Here is a 17661-nt window from a genome sequence, read left to right as displayed (position 1 = left end):
GTCCGGCTGGCTAGACAGCGCGGCGCTTGAGCTTGCGCCGCTCGCGCTCCGACAGTCCTCCCCAGATGCCGAATCGCTCGTCGTTCTCGAGCGCGTAGTCCAAGCACTCAGTACGGACTTCGCACGACGCGCAAACCTTCTTGGCTTCGCGCGTTGAGCCGCCCTTTTCGGGGAAAAAGGCTTCAGGGTCCGTCTGGGCGCATAGAGCGCGCTCCTGCCATGCCAGCGGGCCGTCGTCATCGACACCGTCAAAGATGTCGACCACCGACGCGAGCGCCGGGGACGGCCTGCCTGCGTCAGAGGGCACTGAGCCTTCGTAGATATTCCACATAGGCCGTCCTCCGATCCCTCGGCAGAATAGGTCTGCCTGCAAGAATTACACCGTTGTAATCACCTTGCGTCAAGTCGAGACTAGCGTGCTGACCGCAAGAATCCCAGACCCCACCCCAGATGCATGGTCCCCAGCACCAGCGGCATTCGCAATCCCGCACGCCATCCCGTTCGCGGCCACAGTGTCGCGGTGGCCACCAACACCCCCGCCAGATACCCGAATGGGGCAATCAGGAAGGCGGTCGCGAACGCGCTTCCTGTGGCCAATCCAAGGAGGCCAACGAGCGCGCCCACGATGACCGCGACGGCGACGACGGGCGCGGCAAGATATCTTGCGGAACGGGTGTCGGGGTGTCGGGTGATCACCTCCCTGCGCCATTGGCCAGTCAGGTAGAACTGGCGCGCGAGGGCCTTCCACGTGGAGCGGGGCGTGTAGGGCACTTGCATCTGCGGCACAAACCACACCAGGTAGCCGGCCTCACGCAGCCGGTAGTTGAGCTCCCAATCCTGCGCGCGTACGTAATGAGAGTCGTACATCCCGACGTCCTCGAGCGCCTCACGCCGGAACGCCCCCAGATAGACCGACTCCGCCCGCCCAGCGGTGCCCCCTTGCCGGTGGCCAGCGCCCCCAAGTCCCCACACCGAGGACATGGCGACGGCCACGGCGCGCGCGAATGGCTCGGTCGCCGTCGGGACCATGCGCCCACCGACATTGGCCGCGCCCGTCTCGCGAAGCGCATCCACCGCCAGAGCGACGTACCCTCGCGGCATCTGCGCATGGCCGTCCATGCGGACGATCAGGTCGTGGCGCGCCGCCGCGATCGCTGCGTTGAGTCCGTCAGGAGTCTTCCCTGAAGGATTGGGCACCACCACCACACGTGGATCGTCTGCCAGGTGGGCAGCTACCTGCTCGGTACCGTCGTCAGACGGGCCGACGGCTAGCACGACCTGCATCTCGCCGTCGTAGCCGTTGTGCAGAATCGCTTCTACCGCGCTGGCAAGGTGCGCTGCCTCGTTGAGGACAGGCACCACCACAGAAACGGGCACACGCGCGGATAACGGGCTCAACTCAATCACCCGCCGACTGTATCCGAGCGGCACCGCGGCGTACGACTCCGCCGCGACCGAGCGTTGGCCCGCTCCCCATACTGAGGGCCGATGCCTCCTCACCAGACATCGCCACCGCGCCCTCCGCACACGTCTAGACTGCGTTCAACCCCCGCTGTCGGCCGCTGCGAAGGAGCTTCGATGAGTGCACACGTGCCCACTCGGCACGCCGCGCGCATTCCCCGCGGACGCCTGGGCATGGTGCTGGCCGTCACCTTCGCGGCTCTCGCAGGGTTTGGCGTCGTGTACGCCGTGACTGTCAGCAGCCAGATCGAGGGCGCCATCTCTACCCACGACGTGGACGGGATTGTGCCAGACCTCGACGTCGAGGTCGCGGACACGGGCGCGTTGAACATCCTGCTCATGGGCTCAGACGTGCGCGACGGCGAGAACGGTGACATTGGCGGACGTGTGACCGGTGGCATGCGCAATGACACGACGATCATTGCGCACGTGGCCGGCGATCGCTCGCGGATCGATATGGTGTCGGTCCCCCGCGACATGCAGGTGGAGATCCCCGACTGCACCATGCTGGACGGCGAGGTCATTCCTGGGGGGTACGGCGACTTCAATGTGGCGTTTTCCAATGGCGGCCGCGACGGCAATCCCGCAGAAGCCGCGGCATGCACCATTCACACCATTCAGCAGGAGGCTCAGCTCCCGATCGATCACTGGGCCGTCATCGACTTCACGGGCTTCATCGACATGGTGGACGCGCTGGACGGCATCGAGATCTACATTCCCCAGGACATCGAGTCGTCCAAGGCGAGACTGTCGCTTGAGGAAGGCTGGCAAACCCTCAACGGCGAGGAAGCGCTCGCGTACGCGCGCCTGCGCACGGCGGAGGTAGGGGACGTCTCGGGTTCGGACCTGCAGCGCATTCAGCGTCAGCAGCAACTGCTTGAGGCCATGGTTCACACCATCTTTGACAAGAACCTGCTCACCGACGCCACCGCGCTGACGCAGTTCCTCAAGGCCGCCTCCGGTTCCCTCACCACCGATCCCGAGCTTGGCCAGACCGATGTCATTGTGTCCCTCGCCTACAGCCTGCGAACAATGTCGGAAGACGACGTCAACTTCTCCACGGTGCCGTGGGCGTATACCGAGGACCGGCTCGACGTCGTGGCGACTGAAGAAGCCCCGCTTATGTTTGATCAGTTGCGTGCCGATGAACCGGTGACGGTGGACGCCAAGGGTGACGCGACCTCTGAATGGGACGCCACACCTGACGCGAACGCCGACGACACGTAGAATTAATGTTCGGCCCACACACTGGGAACGGTCGCCACCACTAAAGCGTTGTTGACCCAGACCATGTCGCGCGAGAGCGCGCCCCACAGGAGGACCCGCTTGAGCACTCGCACCGCACGGTCGCGCGCACGCCACGGAGCGCGCAAGCCGCGACGCGGCTTTCTCGTGGGTCTCGCATCCTCCGTCGCAGCCGTCACGGGATTCGGCGTCGTGTTCGGTACAGCCTTCATCGCTAATACCCAGAACGCCATCGACCGCTATGACGTCGCTGATATCGCCAGCGGCACCGGCGGCGAAGTTGAAGAGGCCTACGTCCCGACGGACTTCGCTGCGGGTGAGCCAGTGAACATCGTGCTGATCGGCACGGACGAACGCAATGATGAGAACGCCGAGATCGGCGGCGACGTCGCCGACGGCATGCGTGGCGACACGACGATGGTCATGCACATCTCCGCGGATCGCGATCGCATTGACGTGGTGTCGATCCCGCGCGACTCCCGTGTGCAAATCTCTGACTGCCAGCTGTACGACGGTTCCGTCGTCAAGGGCTGGACCGCCAAATTCAACGTTGCTCTCGCCAATGGCGGCATCAACGGCGACCGCGGCGAAGGCGCGGCGTGCGTCATGCGGACCATCAACGATCTCACCGGCGTCGACTTCAACGGCCACTTCGTGATGGTCGACTTCTCTGGGTTCGAAGACATGGTGGATGCCATGGATGGCGTCCCCATGTGTATCCCCGAGGACATGTACTCCCCCAAGGCCAAGCTCGACCTCGAGGCCGGCGCCCACGTGCTGGACGGAGAGACAGCGCTCGCCTTTGCTCGCGCCCGCACGGGTTCCGGGCTGGGCGGCGACGGCACTGACCTTTCCCGGATCGACCGACAGCAAGAGTTGCTGACCAACCTCGCGCGCAAGACTCTCGGTAGTAACGTCCTCACCGACCTGCCGCAACTGACGCAGTTGTTGCGTGCCGGGGCAGAGTCAGTATCGATGGACGCTCAGTTGGGACAAATCGACAACCTGGTCGGCCTCGCCAACTCGTTGCGCAGCTTCGACACCGCGAACCTCAACTTCGTCACCGTGCCCTGGCAGTACGCGGGCGATGGCTCGGGAGACGTGTTGTGGAGCGAGCCTGCTGCGACGCAGATGTGGGAGGAGATCGTCGCCGACGAGCCACTCACGATCGTGACCGCGGAGGACGAGGCTGAGGCCGCCGCCACGGAAGCCGCGGCCAAGCCCACTCCGGACGCCTCTCCCACGCTGACGCCCACCACGAGCGCCTCGGCACCCGCGTCGACCCCGACATCGTCGGCAGCAGCCTCGGAGACCGCGGCCGACCCGGAGCCCAGTGTGACCCCCTCGCCCGTCCGGGAGACGCAAGCGGACATCCTGGCCGACTGCCAACTCGAGTTCTAAGCGCGACCCCGGTCCGGGCATCGGCCCGCCGGCGGCACTCCCCACAGCTGCGTGACGACGCACCGCATCACGCAGCAACACGCCGCCGCCACGACCCAGGAGGCCACGTGACGACGGCGTGTCGAGCGATGCTGTGATTCAGACGGTGGGGGGCTTTAAGCGCCGATTCCTCCGCCTGCCGCTGCTGACGCGATGGTCGGCTTGGGGTTGCGTGTGAGGCAGCAGTCAGCGGGGCACACATCTTGCCACGGACCGAGGTCGGTCAGGGCGGCACGCTCGCGAGGCTGGCCGTCGGGTCCGACGTGACGCTCCTCCACGAGGTCAATCAGGCCGGACACGAACTGCGGATCGACGCCCACCGTTGGCACGCGCACCATCGTCAGCCCACGCTCGTCGCAGGTCTCTTGCGCCTCGTTGTCGAGGTCCCACGCGACTTCCATGTGGTCTGACACGAAGCCCACGGGAGACACGACCAGGCCGCTCACGGACTCGTCGAGCGCTCCAATCGCGTCGTTGATGTCTGGCTCCAGCCACGGCACGCGGGGATCGCCCGAGCGGGACTGGAACACCAAGGTCCACGGCACGTCGGGGAACTCGTCGGCCACGCCGTCCATGATCAGCGCGGATACGGCGCGCTGCTGCTCCACGTACCAGCCGCCGCCGGCGTACCACTCGTCGCCACCGCCGGTGGGCACCGGGGTGCCGTCGGGACGGGCCTCACGCGGCCCGGAACCATCCGCGGCCACCGAGGGAATGGAGTGCGTGGCGAACATCACGTGGGGCTGAGCGCCCTTGCCTGACTGAGCCAGCTCACGCAGGCCAGCGCGCACGGCGTCGATGTTGGGCTGCACAAAGCCGGGGTGGTCAAAGTACTGGCGCACCTTGTCCAGGCGGAGTTCGTCGGTGAGTCCGGTGTCCGCGAGCGCGGTGGCGAGATCCTCTCGGTACGCCCGGCACCCGGAGTAGGAGCTGAAAGCCGTCGTGACCAGCACCAGCACGCTGCGGTGGCCGTCGGCGTGCAGTTCCTTGAGTGCGTCAGAGAAGTAGGGCGCCCAGAAGCGGTTGCCCCAATACACCGGCAGGTCGAGGCCGCGCTTGGCGATCTCCTCTTCGAGCGCGGCTTTGAGATCCCGGTTCTGCTCGTTAATGGGGCTGATGCCACCAAAGTGCCGGTAGTGGTGGGCAACTTCCTCGAGGCGCTCGTCTGGCACACCGCGGCCGGCGGTGACATTGCGGAGGTACGGGATGACGTCATCCTGGCCTTCTGGGCCGCCAAAGCCGGCGAGCAGGATGCAGTCGTAGGTGCGCGCGTCGAGGGCGCGTGTGGCTGCCTGGAGTGCGGGTGCGTCGGTCACGAGGCCAGCACCTCCACTGCCTCGGCGGTCTCGATGCGCCGTCCCGTGTAGAACGGCAGTTCCTCCCGCACGTGGCGTCGCGCCTCCGTGTATCGCAGGTCGCGCATCATGTCGACGAGGTCCAGCACATTGTCGGCCTCCATGGGCAGCAGCCACTCGTAGTCTCCGAGCGCAAAAGCAGCAACGGTGTTGGCGACCACGCCCTTGAACTTGGAGCCCTTCATGCCGTGCTCGCGGAGCATCTGCCCGCGCTCCTCATCGCTCAGCAGGTACCAGTCGTAGGACCGCACAAACGGGTAGACCGTCAGCCAGTCGCGGGCGTGCTCGCCGCGCAGGAAGCCGGGCACGTGAGCACGGTTGAACTCTGCGGGGCGGTGCACGCCGGCAGCCGACCAGGTCAGCTTGGTGTCGGCGAGGAGTTCGGTCGCCCGCAACTCGCGCAGGGCCAGCTGAAGGTCCGCCAGGTCAGGGCCGTGAAGCCACAGCATCACCGTGCCATCGGCACGCATGCCTGACACGTCGTAAATGCCGCGTAGGACCACGTCGTGGTCGGACAGTTCCGCGACGGCGGCGTCGAAGTGCTCGACAACCTCCGCGAGTTCCTCATCGGGCGCATCGAGGAAACCGTCAAGGACGGAAAACAGGGTGAAGCCGTGGGGCTGATCAGTCATGCATCCATTGTTACCCGGGCTCGCGCGCGGGGGAAATCGCCGCGTGGCGACTTCGTTCATGGCACACGGCCGATGCCCGGCTACGGGCCTGATTCTGGGTGCACCCGGGACGTTGGTCCCGGTCAGCTTCCCAGAGTGGAACGTGAGTCGTCATCCACGATGGCGGCAAGGCCCGAGAAGCCCGCAGCGGCGCCCACCAGGTGCAGGCCAGGAGCCGGTTCGCGGTTTCCCGCACGCGTCGGAGCGGCATCGTGCCACGTGACCTGGACCAGGTCACGGACCTGTGAGTCCTTGAGTTCAACGCCCAGCAACCGCGAGGCGTCTGCGACCGCATATCCGGAAAGGTCCTCGCGCGAGTTGACGTTGTAGGACAACCGCACCATGTGGCGGCTGGGCGCTTCCCTGGCGACCCACGCCCACTTCGCACTCGCATGCGTGAGGGCCTTGGCGCGCGTGACATCGCCTACTGCCAAGACACCGGAGCCACGCGGGTGGCGGTTCAGTTCCGAGGCGTCCAAAGACAGGGTGACGAGAGCGACCTGCTTGTCGGGTGCGCGCTCAATCTGTGGCACGAGCGCGGCGGCCACAGGGCGTGAGGCCGCGACCACCACCTCATCGGCCTTCCACTTCGACTGCTCCGTCACCACCTGCCACTGTGCCTTCTTGTGAGCAGGCTGCTTGTGGGTGACGGCCGCCACCACCTGACCGGTCTCGATCCGTACGCCACGCCTCGTCGCATCGGCCGCCAGTGCCTGCGTGAGGTGGAACACTCCCCCGTCAATACCCATCACCGCGGAGCCTGCAGGCGCGATCGCACGCCGCCGTTTCGCGGCCTTCACCAGGCCAACGTCGCTAACCTCTGCAGCGAGGCCGGAGGCTGCAGCATCGATCCGCAGCTCATCGATGGGACGGGAAAAAATGCCGCTCACGACCGGCTGCATCAGGCGGTCAACCGCAACGTCGCCAAGGCGCCTGCGGGCCACCTCGCCAAGGGAATCCTCGGGATCGACGGGCTCGGGCGGGAGGAAGCGGTCGGCGGCAGCTCGCAAAGCACCGCCCCAGCCAAGCGCTTTGACCACGTCACGCGAGAGCGACGCGGTCGGCACGCCGAGCCACCCCGCGCGCGGCATCTGGAAGGAGCGCTCTGCGGTGACGACCCAGGCCGGGTCTCCCGACGGGGTCACAAGCCGGTCACCGAGTCCGAGCTCGCGCGCCAGGGCTTCGACGTACCCGCCGCGGGTCGCGAAGGACTCCGCGCCGGCGTCCATGTCGAGGCCGTCGACCCGGATTCGGGACACACGACCGCCGACCTCGTCCTCAGCTTCGAGAACCGTGACCTGATGCCCGGCCGCGGCGAGGCGCCGCGCCGCCAAGAGGCCAGCCGGGCCCGCTCCAATGACGATCCACCGGCGCGGGTCAGCCACGCTCGTGCACCTGCTCCACGACGCGCTTGACCACGTCAGGGTTCGCGTGCGGCGGCATCCCGTGGCCAAGGTTTACCACGTGTCCGGGCGCTTGCGCACCGCGGTCGAGCACGTCCTGGACGTGCCGTTCCAGAGCCTCGATGGGAGCCCCGAGCATGGCCGGGTCGATGTTGCCCTGCAACGGGAAACGCCCACCAGTAGCGGCGACGGCCTCGTCGAGAGGCGTGCGGTAGTCAACGCCAAGAGCGGTCGCCCCCGCCGCTCCCATGGGATCCAGCAGGTGGCCGGCGTTGGCGGCGAAGTGAATGCGGGGCACAGGGAGGTCGGCAACCGCGGTGAGGGCCGCGCGCGATCCCCCTGCGCACTTCTCGACATACGTCTTCTCCGACAGCGAGCCAGCCCACGAGTCAAAGAGTTGGACGGCAGAGGCACCGGCGAGCACCTGCGTGCGCACGAACACGCCCGCTGCCCGCGACGTCCACGCCACCAGCGCCTCCCAGACCTCCGGCTGGGCCCACATCAGCTCGCGCGCGGCCATGTGGTCGCGGGACGGGCGGCCTTGGACCATGTACGCCGCGAGGGTGAAAGGCGCGCCGGCAAAGCCGATGAGCGGGGTCTGGCCCAGTTGCTCGACCGTCAGCCGCACTGCCTCGCGGATGGGCTCGAGAGCCTGGTCGAAGGCGCCGCCGTCCCCGGCCTCGCCGAGCTCGGGCAGCGCTTCCACATCTGCCATAGAACGGATGGGGCGGTCGAACACTGGTCCCACGCCAGGGGCAATATCGACGCCCACCCCAGCGACGCGCATCGGCACCACGATGTCGGAGAAGAAGATCGCCGCGTCAACGCCATACCGGCGCACCGGCTGCAACGTGATCTCCGAGGCGAGCGCCGGGTCCAGGCATGACTCCAGCATGCTGGTGCCTTCCCGCACCTTGAGGTACTCGGGCAGCGACCTGCCGGCTTGGCGCATGAACCACACCGGGCGGTGTGACGAGGCGCGGCCCTCCAGCGCTTGGACGAGCGCGCTGTCGCGGGTGAGCCCTGCGGAGAGGGGGTGCGTGGACGGAAGTGACGAACCGGTCATGCCTTCGATTCTGCCTTGTGTGCGGCGCATGTCAGAATGGAGGGGTGGTATTGATGTCTCTTGTCGCCAGTCACCACAATCGCGATCTCACTGTCCTCGAGCAACTCAGCGTTGGTTCGGAGACCCTGGGAGCCGCCATCGTGTCCGGCGATTCCCCCATCAGCGGTGCCGTGGTTTTGCCCACGTGCAACCGCTTCGAGGTGTACCTCGAAGCTGACGACGCAGCGTCGGGACGCGAGGCCGTGTTCTCTGCCCTCGAAGATGCCACGTCGTTGGACCGGGACGCGATTGAGCGCTCCCTGGCCGTCTATGAGGGTGACGACGCCGTTCACCACCTGATGTCCGTGGCCACTGGGCTCGAGTCCATGGTTGTCGGCGAGCGCGAAATCTCCGGCCAAGTTCGGCGCGCACACATCGACGCCCAGGCCGGACAGCACGTGTCCCCCCTGCTTGACCGCCTCTTCCAGTCAGCCCTGCGCACGTCGCGGGTCGTCGCATCGTCGACCGGCCTGGGCACCTCGGGCCGTTCCGTCGTGTCCGTGGCGTTCGATCTTGCCTCCGCCACGGTCGACTGGCACGGTGCCCGCGCGATCATCATCGGGACCGGCGCGCTCGCGGAGACGGGTGTGGGGTCCCTGTTGTCACGCGGCGTCGACATCGTGGGCGTGTACTCGCCCTCGGGCCGCGCCCAGGAGTTTGGGGACCGCCACGGGATCCGGCCCTTGGACGGTGATGGCCTGCGCGACGCGCTCGGCGAGGTCGACGTGGTGCTCGCATGCTCGGGCGGAGAGTCCATCGTGCTCACGCCCGCCATGGTCTCCAGCGCTCGCGCGCATGCAAGCTCCGACATCACGCTCGTGGACTTGGCCCTGCACCGCGATGTGGCGCCCGGTGTGGCGCAGATGCGCGGGGTCCACGTGGTCGACCTGGAGTCCGTCGGCACTCAAGCCCCTGAGGAATCGGTGTCCTCCATTGAGGCAGCCCGCGCGATCGTCGCGCACGCCGTGGCCAGGTTTGGCGATGGCGAGAGCGCTCGCACGCTGGACCCGGCGGTGGTGGCGCTCCGTGAGCACGTGTTTGGCATCCTCGAGAAAGAACTGGGCCGCGTGCGCCCAGCCGCCGGGGCCTCCGAGGAGGCCATCGAGCGGGCCGATGCGACGGAACAGTCCCTGCGCCGGTTCGCCAAGACGCTGCTGCACACCCCGACGGTCAGGGCACGAGAGTTGGCTCAAGCGGGCGAGGAAGACCGCTACCTCGGCGCCATTCGCGCGCTCTACGGCATCGATGTCGACATGCCTCAGGATGCCTGCCCGGCCGACGAGATCGACGCCGAGGCGCACCGCTCGGAGCGCGCTTGACCCGACAGAGGATCAATCACTAGATTCTCACGCATGGGGGACGTACGCGGGGGTAGCAGCGACGCCCTGCGCGCACAAGAGCAGCGTCTGCCCGCTTCTGGGCAACGACGACTCACAAGAATGGCCGCGTTCTGGTCCACCTTGGGCGCGCTCGCGCTGGTAAGCGTTGGACTTGTGCTGCTCGTGGCGCATCTCAATGACTCCCGCACGGCGCAGGCAGCGGCTCAAGAGTATTTCGAAGCCTTGGCTACCGGCGACGCGACAAAAGCCAACACGTTGACTCGAGATATGGACGTGATGGATGAGCGCTACCAACTCCTCACCGACGAGGCCCTCGGGGCAGCGACAGAACTCATCAGCGACATCGAGGTCGAGTTCCACGAGGACGCCTTAGACCCGTATGACTCGCAGAGCGAGGTTTCCTACACTCTTGCCGGCGAGCGGCACACCGTGCACATCCACATGAGCCGTGGCGAACCTGACTGGTGGTTCCTCGACACCTGGCTCATGCCAGATCCTTTTGCGTTCCAGGGTCACGCCACGAGTAGCGGCTGGCAGACTTTCTCGGTCGCCGGCTTACCGACGCAAACGCTGGGGTACACGCCGCTCCTTTATCCTGCGGTGTATCCGATCGAGCCGTCCGAGCCAGACTATGTCACATTGGCGGAGGACGAACTTGCGGTCGATGGCGAGGCCAACGAAGGGACCGCCACGTTTTCCCCGACCGCCGCGCTCATCGCGGAGGTCCAAGCTCAAGTCAACGCTCGACTGGACGACTGTGTGACAAGCACGTCAGTCGCTGAGGTGGACGAGGGCTGCCCGATGCACGCTCTGATTGATCAGCACACCAAGGGCACTTGGCACATACTCGAGTACCCAGCAGTCGAGTTGAGCCGCGGTGCGTCGTGGTACTCCGCCTTTGGTGGCCGCGCTCAGTTCGTACCTGAAGACGGAGCCCCGATGGACGCGCTGCGCCCTATCAAGCTTGAGGGGTACGTACACATCGCGGATGGCATGGTGACGATTTGACGCGTGCTCACTTCGTCGCCCGTCCAGGAACGGAGCGCCACAACTCCCAGGCTTGACGGGCGCTGTGAGAATCGGCCATTGAGAAATCACGCAATCACTTACACAAGGGGGGCAAGGCAATGTCAGATTATGACGACTTAGGCGGTCTCGTCGCACGAATGAAGAAGGCGGCCATCGACTGCTACATGGCAGAAGACGGCTTCAATCCCCACTGGAACGACAACCAGAAGTACGCGAAGTGGGGTTGGGCATATCACCACTACGCGCGTCCCGATGCGAACGGAGAAGGCGGCGGAAGCCCACTGACAGCGACGACGACTCTGGAAGCGCAAGGTTCGGTCGCGCCGAGGTTCGACGAGATCAGATCAACGATCGACACCATCCTCACGGGCTGGGACACGCTCCCCAGTGGCGCCCTATGTCGCGCTCCTCAGTCGAGTGCCAACGCCGCGACGGCGTTGCTCGGCGGCGCCGCATCGGTCGCCACGGTCAACGACAGCGATGAAATCGTCAGAGCGACAGAGACCGCGATGGCGTCACTCAATGACCTTGCGGGGAGTTTCGTAGGTCCGGTCTATGACAAGTACTGTGCGCAACTGCTCACGGTGACTCAGAACCTCGGGACCGTTTACACCATCCTTGAAGCTCAGTACGCCGCTCAACAAGCGATGTGGCCTGCTGCCCGGGAAGACGTCGTTGCGATCTGCACCTCGGCCGCCGCCGCGTGGGAAGGCCGCGCTGCGGAAATCGCTGCGGGCGCCCGTCAGGACTCCTTCACGGTGGTAGCCGCCGTTGCGGGCGCAGTGGCGACAGTGGCCACCGCGGGTGTCGGCACCGCGGCGACAGTCGGAGCTGTCGGGGCCTTCGCCAGCACTACGGTCAGTACGCTGTCAAGCTTGGATGCGTCCGGCGGGCACGTATCCGGTGACACCTATGCGGAAATTCTCGCCTCCCTCGTCGGTGCACTCGGCGCTCTCAACGAGACCATCGCAGCGCAAGAACTGGAACTCAATAGGTGGCTTGACGAAACCCTCAATGCGATGTCGACACAACTCGCGGACTACAACCTCGATGCTTTCACACTGGCCGACTTCTCGGCGGGCGACGGAAGTTCCAGCATCAACCGTACTGACACCGACATGATCACTACCGCGATGGGGAGGGTCGAGGGTGCACTGTCCGAGGCGCTGAGGGCAGCCGGGGCTCCCCCCGTCAGTAACCCAACGCCACGACCACATGCCATCGGCGTCGGGCTAGCCGGCACACACCTTGCAGCCAGTGGCGTATACGACTATGCGAATCAATGCCTACAGTCCACAGCCGCCGAATACACCAGAGGTCGAGGCCTTTTCGACGCGGCGGTAGCGGACTATTTCAACACTGACGCCGAATCACAACTGAAAGTCACCACCCTGCTGTCGCAAGAAGCACTGATAGCTGAGATGGGAGGTAGAGGATGAGTGATCTCGTGAGCCGCCATGTGGGACCAATCGTGCTCGACGGCGGAATCGGAGGCGGCGCTATGGAGTCACAAATACGATTCACTGGCACCGCAGTGCCACTTCGAATCGAGATCGACTTTCCCCATCGTATGAACGAATCTGTAGTTCAGGATATCGACACGGCTATCGACAGCACCGACTACACCGACCGTCTTGCGCGGCAGACGATTGCCGCCGGAGTGCATCGAACCGGAACGTGCGCTGCCAAGCCCTACGCCTCCTGGACGGCTGCACGTGGCGAGCGCCCTGCGGACCCGACGGAGTTCGCCGGGGCACTCACACTGAGGCGGATGATCATTTTTCCTGACGGCGGCCGGAACAACCCGGAGAGAGTGGCGATGATTTATTCGCTGCCGGATACTTCCGACGAGCATCCGATCGAGGTGCGTTTTCTCCAGCCATCGGGCCCAGAACTTTGCCCCGTGAACGTCCGACCTCGCGTGTGAGCCGCACACGCCATCGCAACGGTTCAGCAACATCCTCACTGCCGAGGACGGGCGGCACCTCCAGGGCAGGCAGCATCTGCCCTGGTAGCGCGCGCGTGCACATCGGACGGCCCGTTCCGTACCCCGTGATTAACCTGACAGCGACGTTGCTTTAATGCGCGGGCGTGGTCTAAGTTAGGTGAGCCTCACCAGCGCACCACGACGTGCCTGGACACCACCCACTAGTAGGAGCACGATGCCCCGGCGCGCCCTCATCGCGATCGCTGCAGCAGCAGCACTCGTGATCGCGATTGCGTTGTCGCTGGCGATTGGCTCGCGGTCCATTGACCTGGGAACGGTGTGGCAGGCCTTGGTCGACCTCGACCCGGAGGACCCTGAACAGCTCATCGTGCGCGACCTACGCATGTCCCGCACGGTAATCGGGATCATCGCTGGCGCGGCCCTCGGCATCGCTGGCGCGCTCATGCAGGCTCTCACCCGCAACCCGTTCGCTGACCCCGGCCTGCTCGGCATCAACGCCGGTGCCTCGCTCGCCGTGGTCATCGGGCTCACGCTCGGACTGACCGGCTTCGCCGCCCAGGTACCGCTCGCCTTCGTAGGCGCCGGCCTCGCGGCCATGCTGGTCTACGGCATCGGCGCCCGCGGCGCGGCTGCGGGTGCACCCGTGCGCCTCGCCTTGGCCGGCGTCGCGCTCACCGCGTTGATCACGTCCGTCATCAACGCTGTGCTGCTCGTCGATGACGCCACGCTCGACCAATACCGCCTGTGGGTCGCGGGCTCGCTCACTGGCCGGCAAAGCGACGACGTGGCCACGCTTGTCCCCATCGTGCTAGTCGCCGTCGCCGCCGCCCTGCTGGTGTCGCGCCAGTTGCAGGCGGTGGGCCTCGGCGAGGATGCCGCTCGCGCCCTCGGCATCAATATCTCCGCAGTACGCGCCATCATCATCGTGATCGTCACCCTGTTGGCGGCTTCGGCCACCGCCGCCGCTGGCCCCATCGTCTTCGTGGGCCTCGCCGTGCCTCACCTCGCCCGCGCTCTCGTCGGGGCCTCGCTGCCCTGGCTGCTCGTGGTCAGCGGGCTCGGAGGCGCCGCGCTCGTCCTCGTCTGCGACGTCCTTGGCCGCGTGATCGCTCGCCCGTCCGAGATCGGCGTCGGGATCACGACCGCGTTCATCGGCGGGCTCATCTTCGCCCTCATGGCTCGCCGCATGAAGGTGGTGGAGCTGTGAAGATCCTGCGCATCGGCGCCTTGGGGATCACAACCCACCGCCGCACCTTCGCCGTTGGCCTCATCTTCCTCGCCGTGCTCACGGCCGTCTTCATCTTTGCCCTCACGATGGGCAAGGCGGACATTACGGTGCTCGACTCCCTCAAGGCCGTAGTCGGAATCCCCGTGGGCGCTCCAGGAGACTTCATTGTGGGTCAAGTGCGTGCACCGCGCGCTCTGACCGCCATCTTGGTGGGCGCAACGCTCGGACTGTCCGGGGCGATCCTTCAGTCGCTCACCCGCAACGCGCTCGCCTCACCGGACTTCATCGGCATCACCATGGGCGCGGGCACCGGCGCCGTGCTGACCATGTCGCTCGTGAGCGCGACGTCTCTGTGGATCACCGCCGCCGGCGCGACTGTGGGCGCACTCATCACCGCGGGGCTCATCCTCGCGTTGTCGTGGCGCCGCGGCATTGTTCCGTTGCGCCTGATCCTCGCCGGAATCGGCATCGGCTTCGTGGCCCAGTCCACCACGCAATACCTCCTTACTCGCATGGATGTCCACGACGCCGGGACCGCGCTGGGCTGGCTTGTCGGCTCCGTCACGGGCCGCACCTGGACCCACGTCACGGTCGCAGCCACCGTCCTGGCGGTCCTCCTGCCCATCGTCTTGTGGCACGCCCGGGCGTTGCGCACCATGGAGATGGGCGAAGACACTGCCCGCGCGCTCGGCATCACAGTCGGCCGCTCGCGGGCCATTCTCGCGATCAGCTCGGTGCTGTTGGCCGCAGCAGCGACAGCTGTGACCGGCCCCATCGGCTTCATCGCGCTCGTCGCGCCAGCGCTCGCGTTGCGCCTGACCCGCAACGCGGGCGTCACGCTCATCCCCTCCGCCCTCATGGGCGCCCTGCTGCTGCTGACAGCCGACCAAATGTCCCAGCTCATGCCTGCCGACCTGCAGTTCCCGGTGGGCATCTTCACCGCCGTCATTGGCGCCCCCTACCTGCTGTGGCTGGTGTGGCGCGCATCCCGAGGAGGTCCCTCATGAGCAGACTCGAGGCACAGCACGCCGTCATCGGCTACGGCGACAAGCCCATTGTGCGCGGAGTGGATGTCACCATCCCGGATGGCAAGATCACCGCGATCGTGGGGCCAAACGGCTGCGGCAAATCCACCCTGCTGCGCGCCCTCGTGCGCCTGCTCGAGCCCACGGAAGGTGCGGTTGCCCTCGACGGCGAGAACATCCACCGCATCCCCACCCGCGAAGTGGCCCGGCGCATCGGCCTGCTCCCCCAGTCGCCCATCGCCCCGGCAGGCATCACCGTGAAGGAACTGGTCGCGCGCGGCCGTACTCCTCACCAGAAGGTGCTGCGGCCGTGGTCAAGCACCGACGAGACCTCAGTCATGAGCGCCCTGCACTCCACGAACCTCACGTCAATTCAGGACTCCGTCGTTGACGAGCTCTCCGGCGGACAGCGCCAGCGGGCGTGGATCGCGATGGCACTCGCACAGGACACCCCCCTGATGCTCCTCGACGAACCGACCACGTACCTCGACATCTCCCACCAGTACGAGGTCCTCGACCTCCTGCACCGCCTGAATGAACGACAGGGCCGCACCATCGTCATGGTGGTGCACGACCTCCACCAAGCCGCCCGCTACGCGCACCACGTCATAGCGATGTGCGACGGCGAGGTGGCCGCGGCAGGAGATCCCACGACCGTGTTCACCGAATCGCTCATCCGCGACGTGTTCGACCTCGAAGCCCGCGTGCTCCCTGACCCCATCACCGGCACGCCGATCGTGGTCCCGGCCCACGGACCGGGAGGCACCCAGTGACTGTCACCTCCCCTCAACTACGGTCGGCGGCCGCCCTGCTGGCAGCTGTGCCAGGCCTCGTTGCCCGGGTCACGACGGCAGACGGCGAGACGCTGATCGCCGGGGAAGACGAGCAGGCCCAGTTATGCGGCGACCGCTTCCGTGCGTTGGTCCTCGCCCGCCACACGGCCGCAGAGTCCTTCGCCACTGCGCTCGTGCTCGACGGCGTCGACCCCGCCACCGGCCTTGCGCGCCGCGACGGAGTGCGATGGTTTGTCTCCCCCATGCCCGCCAAGCCCACCGTCGCGTGCCTGCGGGCCTCCGGCCACACCGCCGCTCCCCTGCAGGCGCTCGTGCGAGACGACGCTGAACTTGGCCTATCCGTGGTCGCGATCCGCGACCAATCCGGCGCCAGCAGCGCCGCTGCACTCGACGAGGCGGCCACGGCCGCCTACGGCGCGTGCCTCGTCGAACACTTGCTACTCACCACGACGTCATGACCCCTCACGACCCCAACACACAGGAGAATCCCATGAAGCAGCGCACCGCGCGCCGCCTCGCTGCCGTCTCGATGACTGCAGTCGCGGCACTGACCATCACGGCGTGCTCGTCGACGGACGGCGAGGAGACCGCCGAGTCGACCGCGTCCGCGACTCCCGCAGAAGAATCGGCCGCGGGCGAGTTCCCCGTCACCCTCGACACCGCCATGGGCGAGGTCACCATCGAATCAGAGCCACAGTCCATCGTGACGCTCGGCTCGCACGAGCACGAGTACCTGTACGCGCTGGGTGTCGCCCCCGTCGCGGTGCCCGTGTCCTGGCAGGGTTATGACAACGGCACCGGCCCCTGGGCTGACGAGGACCGCATCGCCGCTGGCGCCGAGCCTGAACTGTTCGAGCCCGGCACCACGACGTACGACGCTGAGGCCATCGCCGCCTTCGCGCCCGACCTCATTGTCGCGACCTACCCGAACCACGAGATGACGCAGGAAGAGTACGACCTGCTGTCAGGGATCGCTCCCGTCGTGACCCGCCCGGCCACCGACTCCGAGGGCAACGAGACCGTCGAGTGGGGCGTGTCCCTCGCTGACGAGTTGACGCTCCTCGCTGAGGCCACCGGCACCACGGATAAGGCCGAGGAGATCATTGCTGACCTCGACGCACAGTTCGCTGCCGTCCGCGAAGCTCACCCCGAGTGGGAGGGCATGACCTCGCAGGTGGGCGGCTACTACGAGGGCCAGGCCTTCGTGTACGCGGTGAACGACACCCGCAACCAGTTCCTGTCCAACCTTGGCCTCGACGTCTCGGCCGTCGAAGGCTCGGAAGCTGCCTGGGTGCAGATCTCTGCGGAGCAGCTGGACACCACCCTCGGAGAACTCGACTCCGTGGTGTGGCAGGTAGCGACGACCCCCGATGCTCGTGGCGAGCTTGAGGCGCTGCCCCTGTTCCCGTCGCTGACGTCCACAGAAACCGGCGGCAACGTGTGGCTGGCTGACCCGGTCCTCGAGGGCGCCTTCTTCGCGAACTCCCCCTCGTCCATCACCTACTCGATCGAGGGCTTTGTGCCCCTGCTCGAGGCCGCGCTCGACGGCGACCCCGCCACCGAGCCCGCCGCAAGCGAGTAACACCTGAGGGAGGCGCCGGCGCTTCACGGCCGGCG

17 protein-coding genes are annotated in these 17661 nt (G+C 66.4%); 11 read left to right on the top strand and 6 right to left on the bottom strand.

The annotated features are described in order from the left end of the window. Window positions 1–10: 10 nt before the first annotated feature. The gene (locus AOP75_RS08050; protein ID WP_062078061.1) at window positions 11–331 is read right to left on the bottom strand and encodes a WhiB family transcriptional regulator; all 321 of its coding nucleotides are present in this window, start codon (window positions 329–331) and stop codon (window positions 11–13) included. 80 nt (window positions 332–411) lie between these two features. Further along, window positions 412–1407 carry a glycosyltransferase family 2 protein gene (locus AOP75_RS08045; protein ID WP_062078059.1) on the bottom strand — a complete coding sequence of 332 codons (996 nt, stop codon included), beginning with the start codon at window positions 1405–1407 and terminating at the stop codon, window positions 412–414. A gap of 171 nt (window positions 1408–1578) precedes the next feature. Here AOP75_RS08045 and AOP75_RS08040 point away from each other — a divergent pair, with 171 nt between their 5' ends. Further along, window positions 1579–2688 carry an LCP family protein gene (locus AOP75_RS08040; protein ID WP_062078057.1) on the top strand — a complete coding sequence of 370 codons (1110 nt, stop codon included), beginning with the start codon at window positions 1579–1581 and terminating at the stop codon, window positions 2686–2688. A 99-nt stretch (window positions 2689–2787) separates the two neighbouring features. Then, window positions 2788–4107 (top strand): LCP family protein, encoded by a 1320-nt coding sequence (locus AOP75_RS08035; RefSeq protein ID WP_161794558.1) that lies wholly within the window; start codon window positions 2788–2790, stop codon window positions 4105–4107. Between the two features lie 155 nt (window positions 4108–4262). Here AOP75_RS08035 and AOP75_RS08030 read toward each other — a convergent pair whose 3' ends face one another. From AOP75_RS08030 to hemE, 4 genes are all read right to left on the bottom strand, one after another. Next, a complete protein-coding gene (locus AOP75_RS08030; protein WP_062078054.1) occupies window positions 4263–5462 on the bottom strand; it encodes a ferrochelatase in 1200 nt (399 codons plus the stop codon). Next, window positions 5459–6133, bottom strand: coding sequence for a hydrogen peroxide-dependent heme synthase (gene hemQ, locus AOP75_RS08025; protein WP_062078052.1), 675 nt, complete (start codon window positions 6131–6133; stop codon window positions 5459–5461). The genes AOP75_RS08030 and hemQ overlap by 4 nt, the downstream gene beginning before the upstream one ends. Before the next feature lie 122 nt (window positions 6134–6255). Then, the gene (locus AOP75_RS08020) at window positions 6256–7557 is read right to left on the bottom strand and encodes a protoporphyrinogen/coproporphyrinogen oxidase (protein ID WP_062078050.1); all 1302 of its coding nucleotides are present in this window, start codon (window positions 7555–7557) and stop codon (window positions 6256–6258) included. Next, a complete protein-coding gene (gene hemE / locus AOP75_RS08015; RefSeq protein WP_236683092.1) occupies window positions 7550–8641 on the bottom strand; it encodes a uroporphyrinogen decarboxylase in 1092 nt (363 codons plus the stop codon). Before hemE ends, AOP75_RS08020 begins: the two co-directional genes overlap by 8 nt. A gap of 53 nt (window positions 8642–8694) precedes the next feature. Between hemE and AOP75_RS08010 the strand changes: the two genes are divergently transcribed. The 9 genes from AOP75_RS08010 (at window position 8695) to AOP75_RS07970 (ending at window position 17626) form a co-directional block, all read left to right on the top strand. Then, window positions 8695–9999: a glutamyl-tRNA reductase gene (locus tag AOP75_RS08010; protein WP_062078046.1), complete on the top strand. Its 1305-nt coding sequence runs from the start codon at window positions 8695–8697 to the stop codon at window positions 9997–9999. A 120-nt stretch (window positions 10000–10119) separates the two neighbouring features. Next, entirely contained in the window at window positions 10120–11028 is a 909-nt protein-coding gene (locus AOP75_RS08005; protein ID WP_062078044.1) for a hypothetical protein, read from the top strand. Window positions 11029–11186: 158 nt separating this feature from the next. After that, window positions 11187–12488: a hypothetical protein gene (locus AOP75_RS08000; RefSeq protein ID WP_062078042.1), complete on the top strand. Its 1302-nt coding sequence runs from the start codon at window positions 11187–11189 to the stop codon at window positions 12486–12488. Beyond that, window positions 12485–12976 (top strand): hypothetical protein, encoded by a 492-nt coding sequence (locus AOP75_RS07995; RefSeq protein WP_152650000.1) that lies wholly within the window; start codon window positions 12485–12487, stop codon window positions 12974–12976. Before AOP75_RS08000 ends, AOP75_RS07995 begins: the two co-directional genes overlap by 4 nt. Window positions 12977–13211: 235 nt before the next feature. After that, window positions 13212–14204, top strand: coding sequence for a FecCD family ABC transporter permease (locus tag AOP75_RS07990; protein ID WP_062078038.1), 993 nt, complete (start codon window positions 13212–13214; stop codon window positions 14202–14204). Beyond that, complete coding sequence (locus AOP75_RS07985; RefSeq protein ID WP_062078036.1) at window positions 14201–15232, top strand: FecCD family ABC transporter permease; 1032 nt, start codon at window positions 14201–14203, stop codon at window positions 15230–15232. Before AOP75_RS07990 ends, AOP75_RS07985 begins: the two co-directional genes overlap by 4 nt. Next, entirely contained in the window at window positions 15229–16023 is a 795-nt protein-coding gene (locus AOP75_RS07980; RefSeq protein ID WP_062078034.1) for an ABC transporter ATP-binding protein, read from the top strand. The genes AOP75_RS07985 and AOP75_RS07980 overlap by 4 nt, the downstream gene beginning before the upstream one ends. Then, window positions 16020–16502, top strand: a complete 483-nt coding sequence (locus AOP75_RS07975; protein ID WP_062078032.1) for a hypothetical protein — start codon at window positions 16020–16022, stop codon at window positions 16500–16502. The genes AOP75_RS07980 and AOP75_RS07975 overlap by 4 nt, the downstream gene beginning before the upstream one ends. Window positions 16503–16534: 32 nt before the next feature. Continuing rightward, window positions 16535–17626, top strand: a complete 1092-nt coding sequence (locus AOP75_RS07970; RefSeq protein WP_062078030.1) for an ABC transporter substrate-binding protein — start codon at window positions 16535–16537, stop codon at window positions 17624–17626. Window positions 17627–17661 lie beyond the last annotated feature (35 nt).

Source organism: Demequina globuliformis (assembly GCF_000975155.1).
Classification (GTDB): domain Bacteria; phylum Actinomycetota; class Actinomycetes; order Actinomycetales; family Demequinaceae; genus Demequina; species Demequina globuliformis.
Note: the sequence above shows the minus strand (reverse complement) of the source record. Positions and strands in the feature narration are given on the sequence as shown.

Bases quoted from the DNA above. Each gene is read 5' to 3' on its own strand.
- AOP75_RS08040 (WP_062078057.1), top strand. From the start codon at position 1,579: ATGAGTGCACACGTGCCCACTCGGCACGCCGCGCGCATTCCCCGCGGA.
- AOP75_RS08005 (WP_062078044.1), top strand. From the start codon at position 10,120: ATGGCCGCGTTCTGGTCCACCTTGGGCGCGCTCGCGCTGGTAAGCGTT.
- hemE (WP_236683092.1), bottom strand. From the start codon at position 8,641: ATGACCGGTTCGTCACTTCCGTCCACGCACCCCCTCTCCGCAGGGCTC.
- AOP75_RS08010 (WP_062078046.1), top strand. From the start codon at position 8,695: ATGTCTCTTGTCGCCAGTCACCACAATCGCGATCTCACTGTCCTCGAG.
- AOP75_RS08050 (WP_062078061.1), bottom strand. From the start codon at position 331: ATGTGGAATATCTACGAAGGCTCAGTGCCCTCTGACGCAGGCAGGCCG.
- AOP75_RS07980 (WP_062078034.1), top strand. From the start codon at position 15,229: ATGAGCAGACTCGAGGCACAGCACGCCGTCATCGGCTACGGCGACAAG.
- AOP75_RS07970 (WP_062078030.1), top strand. From the start codon at position 16,535: ATGAAGCAGCGCACCGCGCGCCGCCTCGCTGCCGTCTCGATGACTGCA.
- AOP75_RS07995 (WP_152650000.1), top strand. From the start codon at position 12,485: ATGAGTGATCTCGTGAGCCGCCATGTGGGACCAATCGTGCTCGACGGC.
- AOP75_RS07990 (WP_062078038.1), top strand. From the start codon at position 13,212: ATGCCCCGGCGCGCCCTCATCGCGATCGCTGCAGCAGCAGCACTCGTG.
- hemQ (WP_062078052.1), bottom strand. From the start codon at position 6,133: ATGACTGATCAGCCCCACGGCTTCACCCTGTTTTCCGTCCTTGACGGT.
- AOP75_RS08000 (WP_062078042.1), top strand. From the start codon at position 11,187: ATGAAGAAGGCGGCCATCGACTGCTACATGGCAGAAGACGGCTTCAAT.